Origin of the sequence: Anaerotignum propionicum DSM 1682 (genome assembly GCF_001561955.1) — a bacterium.
Taxonomy (GTDB): domain Bacteria; phylum Bacillota; class Clostridia; order Lachnospirales; family Anaerotignaceae; genus Chakrabartyella; species Chakrabartyella propionicum.
In genome coordinates this window covers 1,661,650-1,683,673 of the sequence record NZ_CP014223.1, presented here as the reverse complement: position 1 = coordinate 1,683,673, position 22,024 = coordinate 1,661,650, and the positions used below count along the sequence as shown (strand labels likewise).

At 39.6% G+C, this 22,024-nt stretch carries 11 protein-coding genes and 3 rRNA genes; 13 read left to right on the top strand and 1 reads right to left on the bottom strand.

Going from position 1 to position 22,024, the window contains the following annotated elements:
* From nifJ to CPRO_RS07810, 13 genes are all read left to right on the top strand, one after another.
* Entirely contained in the window at positions 1–3,120 is a 3,120-nt protein-coding gene (gene nifJ, locus CPRO_RS07870; RefSeq protein WP_066050020.1) for a pyruvate:ferredoxin (flavodoxin) oxidoreductase, read from the top strand.
* Positions 3,027–4,445 carry a sigma-54 interaction domain-containing protein gene (locus CPRO_RS07865; protein ID WP_066050018.1) on the top strand — a complete coding sequence of 473 codons (1,419 nt, stop codon included), beginning with the start codon at positions 3,027–3,029 and terminating at the stop codon, positions 4,443–4,445. Before nifJ ends, CPRO_RS07865 begins: the two co-directional genes overlap by 94 nt.
* Positions 4,446–4,856: 411 nt before the next feature.
* Complete coding sequence (locus tag CPRO_RS07860) at positions 4,857–6,410, top strand: acyl CoA:acetate/3-ketoacid CoA transferase (protein WP_066050015.1); 1,554 nt, start codon at positions 4,857–4,859, stop codon at positions 6,408–6,410.
* 46 nt (positions 6,411–6,456) lie between these two features.
* Entirely contained in the window at positions 6,457–7,257 is an 801-nt protein-coding gene (locus CPRO_RS07855) for an enoyl-CoA hydratase-related protein (RefSeq protein WP_066050012.1), read from the top strand.
* A gap of 235 nt (positions 7,258–7,492) precedes the next feature.
* The gene (locus tag CPRO_RS07850) at positions 7,493–8,884 is read left to right on the top strand and encodes a GntP family permease (protein ID WP_066050009.1); all 1,392 of its coding nucleotides are present in this window, start codon (positions 7,493–7,495) and stop codon (positions 8,882–8,884) included.
* A 253-nt stretch (positions 8,885–9,137) separates the two neighbouring features.
* The gene (hcp, locus tag CPRO_RS07845; protein WP_066050006.1) at positions 9,138–10,784 is read left to right on the top strand and encodes a hydroxylamine reductase; all 1,647 of its coding nucleotides are present in this window, start codon (positions 9,138–9,140) and stop codon (positions 10,782–10,784) included.
* 462 nt (positions 10,785–11,246) lie between these two features.
* On the top strand, positions 11,247–11,615 hold the full coding sequence (locus CPRO_RS07840) for a VOC family protein (RefSeq protein ID WP_066050001.1): 369 nt from the start codon (positions 11,247–11,249) through the stop codon (positions 11,613–11,615).
* Between the two features lie 1,673 nt (positions 11,616–13,288).
* Positions 13,289–14,822, top strand: a 16S ribosomal RNA gene (locus CPRO_RS07835).
* 237 nt (positions 14,823–15,059) lie between these two features.
* Positions 15,060–17,957: ribosomal RNA gene (locus tag CPRO_RS07830) — 23S ribosomal RNA — on the top strand.
* Positions 17,958–18,173: 216 nt separating this feature from the next.
* Positions 18,174–18,291, top strand: a 5S ribosomal RNA gene (gene rrf, locus CPRO_RS07825).
* The 16S, 23S and 5S rRNA genes sit together here, the layout of an rRNA operon.
* A 216-nt stretch (positions 18,292–18,507) precedes the next feature.
* Entirely contained in the window at positions 18,508–18,981 is a 474-nt protein-coding gene (locus CPRO_RS07820) for a pyridoxamine 5'-phosphate oxidase family protein (RefSeq protein ID WP_066049998.1), read from the top strand.
* A 91-nt stretch (positions 18,982–19,072) separates the two neighbouring features.
* A complete protein-coding gene (locus CPRO_RS07815; protein WP_066053870.1) occupies positions 19,073–20,068 on the top strand; it encodes an SPL family radical SAM protein in 996 nt (331 codons plus the stop codon).
* A gap of 450 nt (positions 20,069–20,518) precedes the next feature.
* A complete protein-coding gene (locus CPRO_RS07810; protein ID WP_072743579.1) occupies positions 20,519–21,160 on the top strand; it encodes a peroxiredoxin in 642 nt (213 codons plus the stop codon).
* Positions 21,161–21,383: 223 nt separating this feature from the next.
* Here CPRO_RS07810 and CPRO_RS07805 read toward each other — a convergent pair whose 3' ends face one another.
* Entirely contained in the window at positions 21,384–21,947 is a 564-nt protein-coding gene (locus CPRO_RS07805) for a TetR/AcrR family transcriptional regulator C-terminal domain-containing protein (protein ID WP_159430662.1), read from the bottom strand.
* Positions 21,948–22,024: the final 77 nt, after the last annotated feature.

Below are 22,024 nucleotides of genomic sequence, written 5' to 3'. Positions count from 1 at the left end.
ATGGGAAAAATACAGTTGACTTTAGATGGAAATACAGCAGCAGCATACTCTGCTTATGCATTTACGGATGTTGCGGCCATATTTCCTATTACGCCATCCTCCGGTATGGCTGAAATTACAGATGAATGGGCTGCAAAGGGCAGAAAAAATATATTTAATCAAGAAGTTAGTGTAGTTGAGATGCAGTCGGAGGCCGGAGCGGCAGGGGCTTTTCATGGTTCCCTCCAAGGCGGGGCATTAACAACGACGTTTACAGCTTCTCAAGGGCTGCTATTAATGATACCAAACTTGTATAAGGTTTCAGGAGAGCTTTTACCGGGAGTACTTCATGTAAGTGCCAGGGCAATTACAGCCCATGCATTAAGTATCTTTGGAGATCATCAGGATGTTATGGCGGTGAGACAAACAGGATGTGCGTTATTGGCAAGTGGTTCTGTGCAAGAGGTGATTGACTTAGCTGCCATTGCACACCTATCTGCAATAAAAGGCAGGTTACCATTTGTTCATTTCTTCGATGGTTTTAGAACATCACATGAAATACAAAAAGTAGAAGCTTTAGAATATAGTGATTATTCAGAGATGATTGATTATGAAGCGGTACAGGAATTTAGAGATAGAGCGTTATCTCCGAATCATCCTGTAACCCGAGGAACAGCCCAGAATCCTGACATCTATTTTCAGGGAAGAGAGGCAAGCAATCCATTTTACAGCGATATAATACCGGTTGTAGAGGACTACTTTGCGCAGCTAGGTAAAAAAACAGGAAGGCAATATGGCTTGTTTGATTATTATGGGGCAGAAGATGCAGAATATATCATCATAGCAATGGGATCAGTTACACAGACTATAGAGGAAACTGTCGATTATTACAATGCGAATGGAGAAAAATACGGTTTAGTTAAGGTGCATTTGTATCGTCCTTTTTCCAGTAAGCATTTACTAAAGGTTATTCCTAAGTCGGTGAAAAAGGTTGCGGTGCTAGATCGTACAAAGGAGCCGGGTTCCATTGGCGAGCCTCTTTTTTTGGATGTAAAGGGCTGTTTCAGCGATGTGGATAATGCGCCTATTATTGTGGGCGGTCGATATGGCTTAGGATCAAAAGATACCAATTCAGCAGATATCACAGCGGTTTACGAAAATTTAAAACAAAAAGCTCCTAAATCGAATTTTACAATAGGTATTGTTGATGATGTTACAAAAACTTCATTGGAAAAAGTTTTCAAAGCTTCAACAGAACCATCTGACCGAATTTCTTGTAAGTTTTGGGGGCTGGGTTCTGATGGCACGGTAGGTTCTAACAAACAGGCAATTATGATTATTGGTAATAAAACAGAGGATCACGTACAGGCTTATTTTGACTATGATTCCAAAAAATCAGGCGGGGTTACCATATCCAATCTCCGTTTTGGAAAGTCACCAATTAAGTCCACATATTTGGTAGGTAATGCAGATTATGTTGCGTGTCATAACCAGTCCTATGTTAACAAATACGACATCCTTGACGATGTGAAACAAGGTGGAACATTTGTCCTTAACTGCCAGTGGTCTGATGAGGAGCTAGGGCAATATTTGCCGGCTAAATATAAGAAGTTAATTGCAGAAAAGGAAGTTAAATTTTATACAATTAATGCTGTAAAGATTGCAGAGGAAATTGGTCTTGGAAACAGAATTAATATGGTTATGCAAGGGGCGTTTTTTAAACTGATCAATATACTTCCACAAGAGGTATTTATTGATGAGTTAAACAAAGCGGTAACCTATTCATATAGTAAAAAAGGTGATAGGGTAGTTAAAATGAATCAGGACGCTATATTAAAAGGCGTTGAACAAATTCATGAGGTTAGAGTTCCCAAGGAATGGTTAAATGCAAATGAAAATAGCCAAATGATTAGAAATAATTCCGTTGAAGAACCTGATTTTGTGAAAAATATTATGAGACCAATGCAGGCACAGAAGGGTCAAGATTTGCCTGTTAGTGCCTTTAGGGGTAGAGAAGACGGAACGATTCCTTCCGGAACAACAGCTTATGAAAAACGAGGCATTGCGGTTAATGTTCCAGAATGGATTGAAGAAAATTGTATTCAGTGCAATCAATGTTCTTATATTTGCCCCCATGCAGTAATTAGACCTTTTTTGCTAACAGAAGAAGAGTTGAACAAAGTGCCTATTTCATTTGAAACCATAAAAGCCACAGGTAAATCCTTTGAAGGTTTATATTATAGAATGCAGATAAGTCCTATGGATTGTACAGGTTGTGGGAATTGCGCAGACATCTGCCCCGCGAAGGAAAAGGCTCTTGTAATGAAACCGATAGAGACACAGTTATCCAATGAAGTAGATAATTGGCAGTTTGCGAACAGTACGATTGGTTATAAAACAAACATTCCCCTGGGCGCAACCGTTAAGGATAGTCAGTTTAAAGAGCCATTAATGGAATTTTCCGGTGCTTGTGCAGGTTGTGGAGAAACAGCGTATATTAAACTTATTACCCAATTATATGGAAATCGTATGATGATTGCCAATGCTACAGGTTGTTCATCCATTTGGGGAGCAAGTGCACCAAGCAGTGCTTATTCTACAAATAAGGAAGGCAAAGGACCTGCTTGGGCGAATTCTTTGTTTGAAGATAATGCAGAATTTGGATTTGGAATGCATCTTGCAACAAAGCAAATGAGAAATGGCTTGGAAGAAACCATGAAACAGTTACTTTCTACTAATGTAGATGTAAAGATTAAAGAATTAATCAGTGACTGGTTAAATTATAAAGAGGATGGAGAAATTAGTGAACAGGTAAGCAATAAGCTTATTGATGCCATAGAGAGTTACGAAATAACAGATGATGAGGTAATGTTATTATTAAATAACATTAAGCAAAGGAAAGATTATTTGGTAAAGCGTTCCCAGTGGATTATTGGCGGGGATGGTTGGGCATATGATATCGGGTTTGGCGGTCTTGACCATATTATGGCGTCAGGGGAAGATATAAATGTATTCACGATTCAATTTCATGGAAAGGAAGAACTTTTATGGAAACCAATCATAACAGATATAAGTACATATTTGACGAAATACTTAGTCTCTCGGATGATGGATTTATTGTGGTTGACACGAAAGGCATGATTACTGATATCAATGATCAGTATTGTAAGTATCTAAAAACCACAAAGGAAGAAGCAGTAGGAAGATGCATCAAAGAAATAATACCAAACACAAAAATGCTTGATATTATTAAGAATGCATACAAAGAAGAGGGGGCGATTTTGCGGCTGCAGGAACAAAGAGACGATGTGGAGGATGCAACCTTTTTGGTAAATCGTTCATGTGTTTACGATGATAACAAAAAAGTTATTGCTGGGGTTGCCCAAGTAAAATTTAGACTTCAGACCTTGGATTCTGCTAAGAAGTTAATTCAGGAATATGCCGAGTTTGAATTTTACAAAGAAGAATACCGTAAAAAAAATACAGCAGGCTATTGCTCTTTTGATACGGTATTGGGGGAAAGTCAAAAGTTCAGAGAATTGAAGAAGCGGGGTATCAAAGCTGCAAGAACTTCGTTTTCTGTACTTCTTACCGGGGAAACAGGAACCGGTAAGGAGGTTTTTGCCACAGCGATTCATTATAGCAGTGACCGTCGGGAAAAACCTATGGTCAGCATAAACTGCGCTGCCATCCCCGCTGAGCTTCTAGAAAGCGAGCTCTTTGGATATGAGGAAGGTGCATTTACTGGAGCCAAAAAGGGTGGAAAAAAAGGTAAATTTGAACTTGCCAACAAAGGGACATTGTTCCTCGATGAAATTGGAGATATGCCATTAGGAATGCAGGCGAAGCTCTTAAGAGTTTTGCAGGAACGGGAAGTTGAGAAAATAGGAAGCTACAAACCGGTTCCCGTTGATGTGCGAATTATTGCAGCTACCAGGAAAAATCTTTATGAAATGATGCAAAACGGCGAATTCCGTGAAGATTTATATTACAGATTGAATGTAATTAATATCGAGATGATCCCCCTCAGGGAACGACGGGAGGATATCCTGGAGTTGGCAAATCATTTTCTAAAGCGGCTGAATAATGATTATAAAACTACAATTGCCATTTCAAAAGAGGTAAAGGAGTGCTTTAAGAATTATTCTTGGCCGGGCAATGTTAGAGAACTGGATAACGTGATAAAAAGTGCATACGCAGCGTGTGAAAATTTCACCATTCAACTTTCAGATTTACCCAGTAAAATGGTTTCAAGACATCGCTTTGGTTCTTTTGAAGAAAGCGACGGAAAGAAATTAAGTCAGATGATGGATGAGTATGAAAAGAACTTGATTACAGAGGCGTTAGTAAGCAATGAATGGAACTGCCAAAGTGCTGCGGAGGAATTAGGTATTCATCGCAGTGCAATATACAAAAAGATTACGAAATATGAAATAAAGCAATTTTCAAGAAAAGCATCAGAGTGATATAGGCTAACAAAATAACAAAAATTTACATTAAAATTATGCAGATTGACATGTCATAATTTTGGTGTTATTTTTGCACACTTTTTTAGAATGTATGTAGAAAAATACTAAAATAAAGGCTGAAAAATATGCAATTTATACAAATACCGTTCGATTTATATTGGTTTTGAAAAGGTGCAAGAAATGATTTTTAAGAACTTTTGACAAAACTGGATTGCGTAATTTTAGTAATCATCAATGGGGTTGAAAAGAGCAAAAGCCTTATGACCTTTGCTCTGCTACAAAAGAGAAGAAATATTTAGAATACACGCATTTTAAAGAAAGAAGCGCCTGAATTTCGATAATTATTTATTTGGATTAAGCTTAAATTAAGCGAAGCCACTGAAAAATGAAATGATTCGAGGTATAAAAATGAAAAAGATTAAAATTTACAGTGCAGAAGAGGCCGCTCTCCTCGTAAAAAACCAAGATACCATAAGTGTAAGCGGCTTTGTGGCTTGCGGTTTGCCGGAAACTTTGAACACAGCTTTAGAGAAAAGATTCATTGAAACGGGTTCTCCTACAAATTTGACACTGTTTTATGCCGCAGGTTTAGGTAACCGCGATGGCAGCGGAGCAGATCACTTTGCCCATGAGGGCATGACTAAAAGAGTAATCGGCGGTCATTGGAATTTAGCCCCCAAACTTGGTCAATTAGCGATTGAAAATAAAATCGAGGCATATAACTTCCCCCAAGGTACCCTTTGTCAGCTATATCGAGATATTGCGGCACATAAGGTGGGAACCATAACCCATGTAGGCTTAAATACCTTTGTTGATCCTAGAAATCAAGGGGGAAAGCTGAATGACATCACCACAGAGGATATGGTGAAGTTGCTTGAAATTGATGGGAAGGAACAACTTCTCTATAAGGCAATTCCAATAAATATTTGTTTTATTCGAGGTACATATGCAGACGAATATGGAAACATTTCGTTGGAAAAGGAAGTTGCACCTTTTGAAGTTACTTCTTTGGCCCAAGCTACAAAGAATAGCGGTGGAAAGGTCATTGTTCAGGTAGAAACTATTGTTCGTGGGGGTACGTTGGATCCAAAGCTTGTAAAAATTCCTGGGATTTATGTGGATGGTATTGTCTTATCCAAAGAGGAAGAACATCAACAGTGTTTGAATGGTAAGTACGATCCTAGCCTTTCCGGTGAGATTCGAATTCTGACAGATAGCACCAGCACTTTGAAATTAGATGCGAAAAAAATAATTGCAAGACGTGCGGCGATGGAACTGCAAAAAGATACTGTTGTAAATTTGGGAATTGGTGCTCCTGAATATGTTTCAGCTGTGGCAAATGAAGAAGGTATTGGAGATTTTATGACACTTACCGTTGAGGTTGGCCCTGTGGGTGGGATTCCCCAAGGCGGTACTCGTTTCGGCGGCAGTATCAATGCGGATTGTGTTTTGGATCAGCCATATCAATTTGACTTTTACGATGGCGGTGGCGTAGACCTTGCATTCCTTGGTCTTGCACAAACAGATGGTGACGGAAATGTAAATGTAAGCAAGTTTGGCCCAAGAATTGCAGGCTGCGGCGGATTTATTAATATCACACAGAATGCAAAAAAAGTATTTTTCTGCGGAACATTTACAGCTGGTGGTTTAAAAACAGCAGTAGAAAATGGCAAAATGCTCATTACAAAAGAAGGGGCTGAAAGAAAGTTTGTAAATGCCGTAGAGCATATCACTTTTAGCGGTAAATATGCAAACAAAACGAACCAGCCAGTTATGTACATAACGGAAAGAGCTGTATTTGAACTAAGACAAGATGGTGTGCATCTGATTGAAGTTGCCCCTGGAATTGATATTCAAACACAGATTATTGATCTAATGGGTTTTGTTCCTAAAATGGAAAAGGAAGTTCGGCTTATGGACGAAAGAATTTTCAAGAACGAACCAATGGGTCTCTCTAAATAACAACAAAATTCAAGTATTTTAAAATTAAACAAAGGAGATGTCATAATTGAAATTAGTAGAACTGAAAGAAAGCATTAAAAACATTATTATTGAGATTGAGGGCGAGGTTGCTATTTTAACAATGAATAGACCAAAAGCATTAAATGCGCTCAACGCTGAAACCATGCAGGAAATGATTAAAATTATGGAATGCATTGGTTTAGATGATTCCATTAACGGTGTTATCATCACAGCTGAAGGAAAGGGTTTTATCGCAGGTGCCGACATTACTCAGTTTGTTCCCCTGGATGCTTTGGGCGGAAGAGATTGTTCCGAACTTGGACAGATGTGCTGTAGTTCTATCGAAAGACTCGAAAAACCCGTTATTGCCGCTGTAAACGGCTATGCTCTTGGTGGCGGAAACGAAGTTGCTATGGCTTGTGATATAAGAATTGCCAGCACAAATGCAGTTTTCGGACAGCCGGAAGTAAACCTTGGAATTATGCCATGCTTTGGTGGTACTCAGCGCTTAACAAGACTGGTAGCTTATGGTGTTGCAAAAGAACTTATTTTTACAGCAAGACAGGTTAAAGCTGATGAAGCTCTTTCCATCGGACTTGTAAACAAAGTGGTTGCCCCTGAAGAATTGCTTTCTTCTGCAAAAGAAATGATGTCAACTATACTTACAAAGGCACCAAAAGCAATTTCCATGTGTAAGGTTGCAATCAACAGAGGTAAGGAAATGGATATGGTCAATGCACTTGAGCTTGAAAGAGATGTAACAGGCCTTCTGTTCTCCACAGCAGATAAAGTTGAAGGTGTTGCGGCTTTCCTTGAAAAAAGACCTGCCAAGTTTATTGGCAAATAATCACTTCGCTTAATTTCTTTTTGCGCAGGATAACCCGGGATTCTTGCGCATTAGAAACTTCATAATAAAACTTATATGGCAAAATGAATTCATAATCAATTTTTAAGCATAGCTTAGGGTTTGCGTATTCAAATAAAAATGAAGCAGAATACGACATATTCGAGAAGGGAGGTTTTTGGGAAGAAGAGTTTTTTTGGGGTTTGTGGTTTTCTATCATAATTTAGGAGGATTAAAAATGATTGGATTTATAGGTATTTTATTATCATTGTGCCTTTTGATTTATCTGGCGTATAGAGGTTGGTCAGTTATTCTCTTGGCACCTATTTTGGCTCTGCTTGCAACAACCTTTTCCCTTTTTGAAGGTGGGGAAGTTCATCTTTTGGCTACATATACAGAAACTTTTATGTCTAATGCCGCAAACTACGTAAAGAATTACTATCCTGTATTTTTATTAGGTGCGTTGTTTGGTAAGGTAATGGATGACACGGGAACAGCGAATTCCATTGCTATGTTTATCGCTAAAAAAGTTGGGAAAGGCAAAGAGATTTGGGCTATTGTAATTGCTGGCGGTATCATCGTATATGGTGGTGTTTCCATGTTCGTTGCAGCATTTGCTCTTTATCCAATTGGCGCTGCTTTATTTAGAGAAGCTAATATACCAAAGAGATTGTTGCCAGCTACCATTGGTATGTGTACACTTACTTTCTCTATGTCAGCACTGCCTGGTTCACCACAGATTCAGAATGCTATCCCAATGAAATATTTAGGTACTGATCTTTTTGCTGCACCTGTCTTAGGTATTATAGCAGCACTGATTATGTTCTTTGGGGGCACTCTTTGGATCATTTCAAGAGCTATTAAGGCAAAAAAAGCTGGCGAAGGTTATGGTAATCATCCTAATGAAAACTTAAACACTGTAGATTCAAATGATTTACCTAGTTTTGGTACAGCAATTATTCCAATTTTAATTGTATTAGTTGGTAACTTTGTTCTTTCTAAGATTGTTTTCCCAGGTATGGATTTTACCTACTTGCAAGACAAATATAATATTGCTCCTTCTGCCGTTCTTGGAAACTGGAGTTTAATTTTATCTTTAATTGTAGCAATCGCTTTTGCAATTTCGTTAAATGTGAAGAGATTCAAAAAAGGTATTATGTCTACTTTAAAAGAGGGTGTTCAGGGATCATTCCTTGCTATTATGAACACTGCCAGTGAAGTAGGTTATGGTAATGTTATCAAAACCCTTGCGGCCTTTGGTATTGTTGGTGGTGCATTGATGGGTATATCTTCAAACCCTCTTGTTACAACAGCTATTTCAAGTTCAGTTCTTGCAGGTATCACGGGTTCTGCTTCCGGTGGCGTAAGTATTGCCCTTGAAGCATTTGGACAAACCTTTATGGATCAGGCTATGGCAAGAGGAATTGACATTCAGGTTCTTCATAGAGTTGCTGCTGTTGCCTGCGGCGGTCTGGACAGTTTGCCTCATAATGGTGCGGTAATCACACTTCTTGGCATCACAGGTATGACACATAAGGAAAGTTATGCTCATCTTGGTATGGTTACAGTAGTTATTCCTACATTTGCAGCAATTGCAATTGTTGCGTTAGGATCTCTAGGTATTGTTTAATAGATTTTTTCAACAATAGAATATAAGAGGCAAAAGCTTCGAAAATGAAACTGTCGCTCCACATATTCAATCAGAATTTGTGGGCGACAGTTTTCAGTTATGAAATAATAAATCTGGACTGATATTTTTGCTCTGATTACATCATATTGCCAGCTTTTTTGTTATTATATTGATTTTTTAAGATTTATTGGAATAGTCTGCTCTCGTTTTGGAAAACTAATTTAGATTAGAGTAAAGACGAGGAGGTCAAGTTATGGATAATTCAATGTTCTGTTATCAATGTGAACAAACATTAGGTGGAAAAGGCTGTGTGAAATCAGGTGTATGTGGGAAAAATCCCACCGTTGCAAACTTACAAGATGTATTGATTCACGAATTAAAGGGAGTTGGGTTTTACGGTCAGAAGAATTTAGAGAAAGGGTTGAAAATTCGAAGCGAAATCAACAAATTTGTAGTTGACGGCATGTTTTCAACGCTGACAAATGTAAATTTTGATCCAACAAGATTTGTAGAATATGTGAAAAAGGCCGAGGAGATAAAAGAAGAATTGAAAAAAGCAGTCGGCGAGATAATGAATGTTCCAGAGGCTGCAAAATATAAAGCTCCGGAAACCATGGAAGGAATGCTGGAAGATGCAGAGAAGTTAGGTATTATGGCTGATGAAAAGCTAGATATGGATATTCGTGCATTAAGAGAGCTATTGATTTATGGTTTTAAAGGAATGGCGGCTTATGCTCATCATGCATATATTTTGGGTAAATTTGATGATGAAGTGAATAACTTCTTTTATAAAGGATTATCAGGAACAATTGATGATAGCCTAAGTGTTGAAGATTTGTTTAACCTAAATATGGAACTTGGGAAAACAAATATAAAATGTATGGCGATGTTAGACTCAGCTGTTACAGGGGCATTTGGTAATCCTGAACCCACACAGGTTCTGATTACAAAGAAAAAAGGCCCATTTATTATTGTTTCGGGGCATGATTTTAAGGATTTGAAAGAATTGTTGGAACAAACAGAGGGAAAAGGCATTAATGTTTATACCCATTGCGAAATGCTCCCTGGAAACGCCTACCCGGAATTGAAAAAATTTAAACATTTAGTGGGCAATTACGGTGGAGCTTGGCAGAAACAACAGGAGGAGTTTGACGGTATACCAGGATGTATTTTAATGACCACCAACTGTGTACAAAAGCCAAGGGATAGTTATAAAGACAGATTGTTTACAACAAGCATTGTTGGAATGCCTGATTGTCCCCATATTGATGAGGTTAATGGCAAAAAAGATTTTACTCCTATCATTGAGAAAGCCTTGGAACTTAAGGGGTGGCAGGAAGATGAGCCGGAAAAAAGAATTACCATAGGTTTTGCACATCATGCGATTTTAAGCCACGCCAACGAGATTGTTGATGCAGTAAAAAGCGGAAAAATCAAACATTTCTTCTTAATTGGTGGTTGTGATGGGGCAAGACCTGGCAGAAACTATTATACGGAATTCGCAGAAAAAACACCAAAGGATACAATTATTTTGACATTGGCCTGCGGCAAATTCCGTTTTAACAAGCTGGATTTGGGAACAGTGGCGGGTTTTCCTAGGGTGCTGGATTGTGGACAATGCAGCGATTCCTATTCTGCAGTAAAGGTAGCTATGGCTTTGGCTGAAGCATTTGAATGTGGTGTGAATGATTTACCACTGTCCTTAGTGCTTTCTTGGTATGAACAAAAGGCAGTCGGTATCCTTCTGGCATTGCTCTCCTTGGGAATTAAAGATATTCGCCTTGGACCATCATTGCCAGCATTTATTACACCAAATATTATGCAAGTTTTGGTGGACAAATTTGATTTAAAACCGATTTCATCTCCCGAGGATGATTTGAAAGCAATTTGGGCAAAATAAATTTTTTTATATTATATAGGTAGAGACAGATACTATTTTTAAAAAACAAAATTACACTTGATGAGTGATAGCTGTTGAATTATTATTGAAAATCAATGATTCAACAGCTTTTTCATTTTAAATACAGATATAGTATAATGAAAGGAAAGTATTCTTAGATTAAATTAATAAGGGCAGATAATGAATTATTGAAGGAATCTTAATTAATGGCACCACAATAATTTTTTTCAGATGTTTTTCCACTTAATTTCGTTGCAATTTGTACTATATTATGGCAGTATAAAAAGACTGAGATCACTTCAATAGCCCATTGTTAAGACTTGCTCTTTTCTATATGGACAAAAATATTTAGTTTTTTCAATTTATGTTGGTTTTACCTAAGAAGCTTAGCGTTTCCGATATTTTAAGGAAGAAATTACCTTAGGCTTTTCTATCAATTTATATAAAGGAGAGATAAATATTATGAAGTTTTTATGGACAACAGTACATGTGAAAAATCTAGAAGAATCCATCGCTTTCTATACCCAAGTGATTGGCCTTCAGGTTGTGAACCGTTTTAAAGCAGGAAAAGGAGTGGAAATCGCATTCATGGGGAACGGGGTTGATGGAGAAACGTTGGTAGAACTTTTAGAAGATGAGAATCATGATAATGTCACCTTTGGCGGAGGTGTCTCAATAGGGTTTGCCATTAAATCTGTGGAAGATATGATTAAATCTTTAGAAGAGAAAAATATAAAAATATACTCAGGTCCTTTTGAGACTCCTGATGCAACATTTTTTTTCATAAAAGATCCCAGTGGTTTCAATGTTCAACTATTCCAATATAAATAAGTATTATAATACTGAGGTAATCTTAAAGTTTAAGATATGTTCTTCTTTATCCTCAGGAATTTAGAAGCTTTTGAAATCAAAGATATAAAACTAGAAATATAATTTTCATGACATAGAAAAAGTTGTTTACTTTATGATTAGTAAACAACTTTTTTTTGTATCTATAGAATTAGGAAAAGACAAGGGTAGTGGAAATGTAAGGAGTGTTCTGTTTTATGCATCTTCGTATAGCATACCAGCGGAAAAGTATACAGTGGGTTTTATATAAGTCTCAAAAGTTATAATTTGGACTGAATTCTGTCTAAAAGTCTTGAAGAGAAAAGCAGTCAATTTTAATTGGTAATGTAGCTCTCACAAACACATTAGACCTGAAAATCTATTTTTATATGTCGATTTTAATAGAAAAGAGGTTCTAATAATTAAAGCTTTTTCTTATGCCCTTTGGGGTATGGCTCTAAATAATATTGGCTGGCTCTTCGTTGTATATATTTTAGGTCATAGAATGAGCAAGGTTGTAACTAGTTTGAATGAGAAATATGATCCGGCATAGGTTAAAAAGCACCGTTTAAATATTATGAGAAAACACTAAGCGATTTTGTGTCATGTGACTATTTACCTCGTCATGATACTAACTTATACCGTGTTCTTCTGGAGATTACTTACTTTTTAAAATATGATATCAGCCAACTGAGCGTGATACTTTTGATAAGAAGATGACGAGAAGTTTTATAAAGAAATAGGTGTTGAATTTAGAGATCAGGGAAAAAAGAGGATAATTTTGATGAGCGTTTTTATCAAATTGCAAGGAGACAGGATTGAGTGCCAATACGGTTTACACAATATTCAGTAATATTACGAAGGAAGGAAAAACTGAATATACCTCAAAGGAATTATTGCCGTGTGAGTATTCGCACTATGTATAGAATTATTTTACGATTAACAGATGTAGGGTACTGCCAGGTGGTAGGTGAAAATTAATGAGCAAATATGGTAGACCTAGTAGAATCCTTCGATTCAAACCCCTGTTGCTATTCTGATACTTAAATAGATGATAGGGGAGATCAAGGAGTAGTAGGGAGCGTTATAAGATCGTTTTTGAAAGGGACGAAACATCAAGATGTAACAGGCTTTAAGGTGAGCACTTTTAGATGAGACATATTTTAATAGGCATGGATAATATAGTTTTTAGACGATTGATAATTTTTAAAAAGAAAAAGACATATTTTTGCTTGACAGAATAGAAAGGGCATGTTATTATATGATTCCTTGCTAAACAGCTTGGTAAATTTAAATATTTTTTGGCAGTAAGATTTTTATCCATATGATGAAAAAATGCGACAAAAAAGTTTAAAAAAATTGAAAAAAATATTTGACAAGATTGAATAAATCTGATAAGATAAACTTCGCTGCTGAAACAGCGACTTGATCCTTGAAAACTAAACAGTAGAGATACAAACACACAACCCATAGTCAATTCTGTCAGTGAGTTTCGAGCTGATTGCGAAGGACCGACCAACGCCGTAAGGCGAAAGAGGAAGCTGAGCGGCGAGAAACGAGCGGTTTTTCACGAAGTGAAAAAGACGACCGCAGCTGACAATAAAGAAGACAAAGAGTTTACCGATTTCGAAAAAATCGGAAGTAAGCCAGACATTAAGACTGGCAGGACAAAACTTTAATATAAGAGTTTGATCCTGGCTCAGGATGAACGCTGGCGGCGTGCTTAACACATGCAAGTCGAGCGGAAATATGCAATCGGAGAGCTTCGGCAGGAAGATTACATATTTTAGCGGCGGACGGGTGAGTAACGTGTGGGCAACCTGCCCTGTACTGTGGAATAATCACTGGAAACGGTGACTAATACCGCATGTCATTGCGAGAGGGCATCCTCTTGCAAGAAAAGGATTTATTCGGTACAGGATGGGCCCGCATCTGATTAGCTAGTTGGTGAGATAACAGCCCACCAAGGCAACGATCAGTAGCCGACCTGAGAGGGTGATCGGCCACATTGGGACTGAGACACGGCCCAAACTCCTACGGGAGGCAGCAGTGGGGAATATTGCACAATGGGCGAAAGCCTGATGCAGCAACGCCGCGTGAAGGAAGAAGGGTTTCGGCTCGTAAACTTCTATCAACAGGGACGAAAAAAATGACGGTACCTGAATAAGAAGCCCCGGCTAACTACGTGCCAGCAGCCGCGGTAATACGTAGGGGGCAAGCGTTATCCGGAATTACTGGGTGTAAAGGGAGAGTAGGCGGCATGGTAAGTTAGATGTGAAAGCCCGAGGCTTAACCTCGGGATTGCATTTAAAACTATCAAGCTAGAGTACAGGAGAGGTAAGTGGAATTCCTAGTGTAGCGGTGAAATGCGTAGATATTAGGAAGAACACCAGTGGCGAAGGCGACTTACTGGACTGAAACTGACGCTGAGGCTCGAAAGCGTGGGGAGCGAACAGGATTAGATACCCTGGTAGTCCACGCCGTAAACGATGAGTGCTAGGTGTCGGGGGGGAACCCTCGGTGCCGCAGCTAACGCAATAAGCACTCCACCTGGGGAGTACGATCGCAAGATTGAAACTCAAAGGAATTGACGGGGGCCCGCACAAGCGGTGGAGCATGTGGTTTAATTCGAAGCAACGCGAAGAACCTTACCAAGGCTTGACATCCCTCTGACCGGTGTAGAGATACACCTTCTCTTCGGAGCAGAGGTGACAGGTGGTGCATGGTTGTCGTCAGCTCGTGTCGTGAGATGTTGGGTTAAGTCCCGCAACGAGCGCAACCCCTATTCTTAGTAGCCATCATTCAGTTGGGCACTCTAGGGAGACTGCCGTGGATAACACGGAGGAAGGTGGGGATGACGTCAAATCATCATGCCCCTTATGTCTTGGGCTACACACGTGCTACAATGGCTGGTAACAAAGTGACGCAAAACGGCGACGTCGAGCAAATCACAAAAACCCAGTCCCAGTTCGGATTGTAGTCTGCAACTCGACTACATGAAGCTGGAATCGCTAGTAATCGCGAATCAGAATGTCGCGGTGAATACGTTCCCGGGCCTTGTACACACCGCCCGTCACACCATGGGAGTTGGAAGCACCCGAAGTCGGTGACCTGACCGTAAGGAAGGAGCCGCCGAAGGTGAAGCCAGCGACTGGGGTGAAGTCGTAACAAGGTAGCCGTATCGGAAGGTGCGGCTGGATCACCTCCTTTCTATGGAGTATTGGTTGTTAATGTATACTACTGTTTGGTTTTGAAGGATCAAACCTTCAATGCTGCACCTTGAAAACTGAATACAAGAAAAAAGAGTCAATCGAGAAAAAGTAAAATTTTCTTTAGAAATAAAAGTAATAAACGTTGGCAGACGATGCCAACAAAACCGTAGTATCGCTACTACGAAACATTCCAAAGAACAAGCTATTGTTTTGAATTTATTCAAAGCAAAAAACTGGTCAAGCAAGAAAGAGCACAAGGAGAATGCCTTGGCACTAGGAGCCGATGAAAGACGTGATAAGCTGCGATAAGCTTCGGGGAGGCGCAAATAGCCATCGATCCGGAGATTTCTGAATGGGGAAACCTACTTGAGCAAACCTCAAGTATCCATACGTAAATACATAGCGTATGGAAGGGAACGCTGTGAACTGAAACATCTAAGTAGCAGCAGGAGGAGAAAGAAAACTCGATTTCCTAAGTAGCGGCGAGCGAAAGGGAAAGAGGCCAAACCGAAGGACCTAGTTCTTCGGGGTTGCGGACTGTATAAGGTATTGGCAAGAGATAGTCGAACTGTTTTGGGAAAGCAGACCAAAGACGGTGAAAGTCCGGTAGACGAAATTTTGAGCCAGCTGACAGAATCCAGAGTACCACGGGACACGAGAAACCCTGTGGGAAGCCGGGGGGACCACCCCCCAAGCCTAAATACTCCCTAGTGACCGATAGTGAAGCAGTACTGTGAAGGAAAGGTGAAAAGAACCCCGGGAGGGGAGTGAAAGAGAACCTGAAACCTTGTGCTTACAAACAGTCAGAGGGCTTTGTGCCTGATGGCGTACTTTTTGTAGAACGGTCCGGCGAGTTACTAATGCTAGCAAGGTTAAGTGGTCAGAAGCCACGGAGCCGAAGGGAAACCAAGTCTGAATAGGGCGTATAGTTAGTATTAGTAGACCCGAAACCGGGTGACCTATCCATGTCCAGGTTGAAGGAGCCGTAAAAGGCTTTGGAGGACCGAACACACATCTGTTGAAAAAGGTGGTGATGAGGTGTGGATAGCGGAGAAATTCCAATCGAACTCGGAGATAGCTGGTTCTCCTCGAAATAGCTTTAGGGCTAGCCTCGAGAGGAGTCTAACGGAGGTAAAGCACTGAACTGACGCGGGGCCCAAAAAGGTTACCAACTCATATCAAACTAAGAATGCCGTAGAGATACCCTCGGGAGTCAGTCTGCGTGAGATAAGTCGCGTGGACAAAAGGGAAAGAGCCCAGACCGACAGCTAAGGTCCCAAAGTACGTGTTAAGTGGAAAAGGATGTGGGATTTCATAGACAACTAGGATGTTGGCTTAGAAGCAGCCACTCATTTAAAGAGTGCGTAATAGCTCACTAGTCGAGAAAACCTGCGCCGAAAATGTAACGGGGCTAAAACACGTCACCGAAGCTACGGATTTCCTACGAAGAGTAGGAAGTGGTAGAGGAGCATCCTGCAAGGACGAAGCCAAAGTGAAAACAATGGTGGACGAAACAGGAGAGAGAATGCCGGAATGAGTAGCGAGATACATGTGAGAAACATGTAGGCCGAATATCTAAGGTTTCCTGAGTAAAGCTAATCTTCTCAGGGTTAGTCGGGGCCTAAGGCGAGGACGAAAGTCGTAGTCGATGGACAACAGGTTGATATTCCTGTACTACGTATAATCAGAACTGTGGGGACGCAGGAGGATAGGAAAACCGGGGAATGGAAATACCCGGCTAAGCACAAAGTCAAGGGAGATAGGCAAATCCGTTTTCTGATGATGAAGTGCGATGGGGACTGAAAAAAAGTAGGGAAGTTTCCGAATCCACACTGCCAAGAAAAGCCGCTATTGTATTATACGTACCCGTACCGTAAACCGACACAGGTAGATGAGGAGAAAATCCACAGGCCGACGGGAGAAGTGTTGTTAAGGAACTCGGCAAAATAACCCCGTAACTTAGGGATAAGGGGAGCCACGAAAGTGGCCGCAGAAAAGAGGCTCAAGCGACTGTTTAGCAAAAACATAGGTCTATGCGAAACCGTAAGGTGATGTATATGGGCTGACACCTGCCCGGTGCTGGAAGGTTAAGAGGAGAGGTTAGCGTAAGCGAAGCTTTGAATTCAAGCCCCAGTAAACGGCGGCCGTAACTATAACGGTCCTAAGGTAGCGAAATTCCTTGTCAGGTAAGTTCTGACCCGCACGAAAGGTGTAACGATTTGAGCACTGTCTCGACAACACGCCCGGTGAAATTGAAGAACCAGTGAAGATACTGGTTACCCGCAACAGGACGGAAAGACCCCATGGAGCTTTACTGCAGCCTGATACTGGGATTCGATGATATATGTACAGGATAGGAGGGAGGCTATGAAGCCAGGACGCTAGTCTTGGTGGAGCCGCCGGTGGGATACCTCTCTTATGTCATTGGATTTCTAACCCATGTCCATTATCTGGATAGGGGACAATGTCAGGCGGGCAGTTTGACTGGGGCGGTCGCCTCCTAAAAGGTAACGGAGGCGCTCGAAGGTCACCTCAGAATGATTGGAAACCATTCAAAGAGTGTAAAGGCAAAAGGTGGCTTGACTGCGACAGCGACGGCTGGAGCAGGTACGAAAGTAGGACTTAGTGATCCGGTGGTAATAAGTGGGAATGCCATCGCTCAACGGATAAAAGCTACCCTGGGGATAACAGGCTTATCTCCCCCAAGAGTTCACATCGACGGGGAGGTTTGGCACCTCGATGTCGGCTCATCGCATCCTGGGGCTGAAGTAGGTCCCAAGGGTTGGGCTGTTCGCCCATTAAAGCGGTACGCGAGCTGGGTTCAGAACGTCGTGAGACAGTTCGGTCCCTATCCGTTGTGGGCGCTGGAAATTTGAGAGGAGCTGTCCTTAGTACGAGAGGACCGGGATGGACGTACCTCTGGTGTACCGGTTGCAGACCAACTGCACAGCCGGGTAGCTATGTATGGAACGGATAAACGCTGAAGGCATCTAAGCGTGAAGCCGCCCTCAAGATAAGATTTCCCATTCTTCGGAAGTAAGGTCCCTTGAAGATAACGAGGTAGATAGGTTGGAGGTGTAAGCATGGTAACATGTTCAGCTGACCAATACTAATAGACCGAGGGCTTGACCAATAAATCGATTGATAAAGGCGAGGTAATTTCTTTTCCTAACGGAAAAGACCGCTATATTTCCTTCGCATCAATCACCTCTTCACACCTTAGGTGTCTGGTCGGTGATTGGTAAACGCTTAGGAAAGCACTAATATTCTTGTATTCAGTTTTGAAGGTGTAGAGATACATCTGATAGGACAAAGAGGAAGCGAGAGCTTGCTCTAAGTCTTAAATATTTCTGGTGATGATGCGTTTAGGGGACACACCCGTTCCCATTCCGAACACGTCGGTTAAGACCTAAGCGGTCGATGATACTTGGTGGGAAGCTGCCTGGGAAAGTAGATGGTTGCCAGATTTCAATTTCGAAAAGAACTGCTGAGGCAGTTCTTTTTTTGTATTTATATCTAGAACTTTAGTAAAGAAAAATAAAAAAAAGGGAAATAGAGTTGCCAGCCACATTGAAAAATCACTTCTTTTGTCCAATACTGTATATGAATCAAAAACAAGTCTTAAAAACAAACGGCCTTTATGGTACAATAAAAATAAAAGCCAAAGTTGAGGAGAGATTTTTATGCAATATCGAATGAAAACACATCCATTATCTGAAGAACAAATAACCAAATTACTGGAGCGCTCACAGACTGGTAGCCTAGCTACAATAAATACTGATGGAACGCCATATGTGACGCCAATCCATTTTGTTTATTACAACAATAAAATTTATGCCCATGGACTACCAAAAGGAAAGAAGCTTGATAATATTGCCCATGACCAACGAGTAGGATTTTCTGTTTATGAAATGAATGAATTATTGCTAGATCCTAATGAGAAACCCTGCGACACAAATACGAAATATGAGAGTATTATTATTTCCGGAAATGCAAAACGCGTTGAGGATATTCAAGTTAAAGAAGATATTCTGAAAAAAGTGGTGGAAAAATACACACCTCATTTAGCAGGTAAGGAACTTCCTGCTCCGATGGTTAAAGGTACGGCAGTAATAGAAATTGATATAATGGAAATGACTGGAAAATACTATTCATAAAATGATACAAGTTTTAATTTGCCCTCTCTTGACGGAATATTTTTAGTTACTTACGGTAAACTATAACCGTTAGGAGGTGGTCTGCATGGACATGTTTTTTGATGCGGTATATTATGAGCCGGGTGCTCTTGATTATCAATTAGGGCAGATGTTACGGCATAAATTTGCAAGTTTATCATGGAGAGAGATAGAAAATCATAACCGCATAACGGAAATGACATCAGCAGAAAACCGAGATTTTCCAAAGTTAAAAAACCATCTAATTATTGGAATCAGAAAGACTCACAGATATGTACCCAATCATAAGGTTTCTGACTGGTTAGTTCCATATACATCCTCTGGGTGCAGGGCTATGTGCTTATATTGCTATCTTGTTTGTAATTATAATAAATGTGCCTATCTGCGGCTTTTTGTAAATCGTGAGCAAATGTTGGACAGATTGCTGAAAAAGGATGCAGCAGCTGATGTACCCCAAACTTTTGAAATTGGCAGCAACAGTGACTTGTTGTTGGAAAACACAATAACGGATAATTTGATCTATACAATCGAGCGTTTTGGGCGAGAGGGCCGGGGTAAGCTGACGTTTCCCTCAAAATTTGATATGGTTCAACCATTGTTGGGTCTTGACCACCGCCAAAAGACTATCTTTCGTATGAGTATGAATCCCCAGGAAATCATAAATAAAGTGGAGATAGGAACTTCCTCTCTGTCTGCAAGGATTCGTGCACTGAATGACATGGCAGAGGCAGGATATCCCGTGGGTATGTTGATTGCCCCTGTGATATTGCTACCAAATTGGAAGCAGCTATATGGCGAATTGATAGACCGTCTGGCAGATGAACTGAGTTCAAAGGTGTTGCAAAAAGGTTTTATTGAAATCATTTTAATGACTTATAGCTTCGTACAAAATGCTATAAATACGGATGCTTTCCCTAATGCTGTACAGCTGTACGATCGGGAAATCATGACAGGACGTGGGCGGGGTAAATATTGTTATCGTAACGATATTCGTGGAGAGGCAGAATCTTTTTTACGTCAAAAGCTTTCACAGAGATTAGGAACTATGCCAATACTGTATATTTCATAGATTTTGATAATTCAATTTGAATCTCAGAAAACAACTAGATAGTATGTCGTTTATATTGAAGATAATACTGAGATATTTTTGACTCTTTTGGAAAAAAGTCTTCAATGAATTCTAACAAAACAAAGTATTACAACCCCTTTGATTTTAGTATTGCCTAGATTTTAATTAGGAATTTAATTATGGTATCTAAGAGTCTTGAGTCGTCGTTAGATGAAAGGCTCTTTTTTATAGGTTGCGTTAAGTTATGAAGTTATAAATTATTATTGATGCCAAATAAATTTTCACTTTATACTATTAGATAATGAAATTGTCAAATTAGATAAGTAAGCAAAATAGTTTTTCAAGGGTATAAGTAAATGAAATAGTTTCAATTAAGAAAATGATTTGTATTTTATTGGATATGGTGTATAATTTTCATAGAAGAACAATTACTTTGTAAGGAGGAATTATATGAAAATATCACTTCGAGACAAGTTTCCAGAAATTACAGTACAAACTACAAAAGGAACGATACACTTACCAAATGATTATCAAGGGAAGTGGTTTGTATTATTCAGTCATCCGGCAGATTTTACGCCTGTATGTACCACTGAATTTGTTGCATTCCAAAAAAGAAAAAAACAATTTAACGATTTAGGCGTTGAATTGATTGGATTAAGTGTAGATAATTTAGAATCACATGAAAAATGGGTTCAATGGATTAAAGAAAATATTTATGTTCAGATAGAGTTTCCCATTATAGATGATGAGAAAAGAAAAATATCTGAAACTCTTGGCTTAATTCATCCAAATGAAGATGATACTGCCGCAGTCAGAGCAGTCATTATTGTAGATCACAATGGGAAAGTAAGGACTATTCTGGAATATCCCAAAGAGATTGGAAGAAATGTTGATGAAATATTAAGAACGGTGAAAGCATTAAAATTAGCATCGATCAAGAAGGTTTTTTCTCCCGCAAATTGGCCTCATAATGAAATTATTGGAGATAAGGTCTTATTCCACAGAGGCGAAAATGATGATCCGGAATTGGACAGGGAAAGAGGAATCTATAGTTTGTCTGATTGGTTTGTGTATAAGAATTTAGAAGAGTAAAAACGATTAGCGAAGTAAATACAAAGCATCAGAGTTAACCAGGTATCCATTATTCTGATTGATTAAAGCAAGACGTTTTGACTCTGACCAAGCTTGCAATAGTTCTATGGGTATTAATCTGATTTTCAGAAAGGTTAATTTAAGATATGTACATGAAAAGGAGTATTTTCATATGAGAATACTCCTTTTTTCTTACTCATCTTCGGCAAATCTAGGATTAAAATTACCAAACAATCATCAAACTTATGTAGTCCACCATTTGTTCTATGGAAATTTCCATGCCGTTTTGCAGCCACCACATAACCAATGCAATGGCGGCGCCTGTATAATACTCCGACATAATGGGAATAGGAATTGCACTGGGAACACCCAAACGTGTTTCATCCATTCGAAAACACCGTTCAAGATAGGTGCGAACAGTATTTCGTAGGAGATTTGCCATAAAGTCGTTTTTAATATGAGAAGCACTTTGTACGAAAAAAACTCTATTGTTTTTCACATATTCAAACATTTGCCTCAGGACACGTCGATAATATTCTTTTTCTGTTTCTCCTTCGCTAATATGTAATTCACTGAATTTACGCTGTTCTTCTGAAAATATAGTCTCCAGTAATTGATATTTATCTTGAAAATGCTTATAAAATGTGGTGCGGTGCACCATTGCCTTTTTACAGATATCTGTCACTGAAATTTCTTCAAAGGGCTGCTTCAGAATCAGTTCATAAAGGGCTTCACTAAGAAGCTTATAGGTTCTTTGCATACGCAAATCAATTGACTGTTCATCCATATTTTCGTTCTCCATTCTACACTTTTTTGGAAAATGTAGTTTACGCTACACTTTGCAAAGTTTGTTTCTTGCTTTTT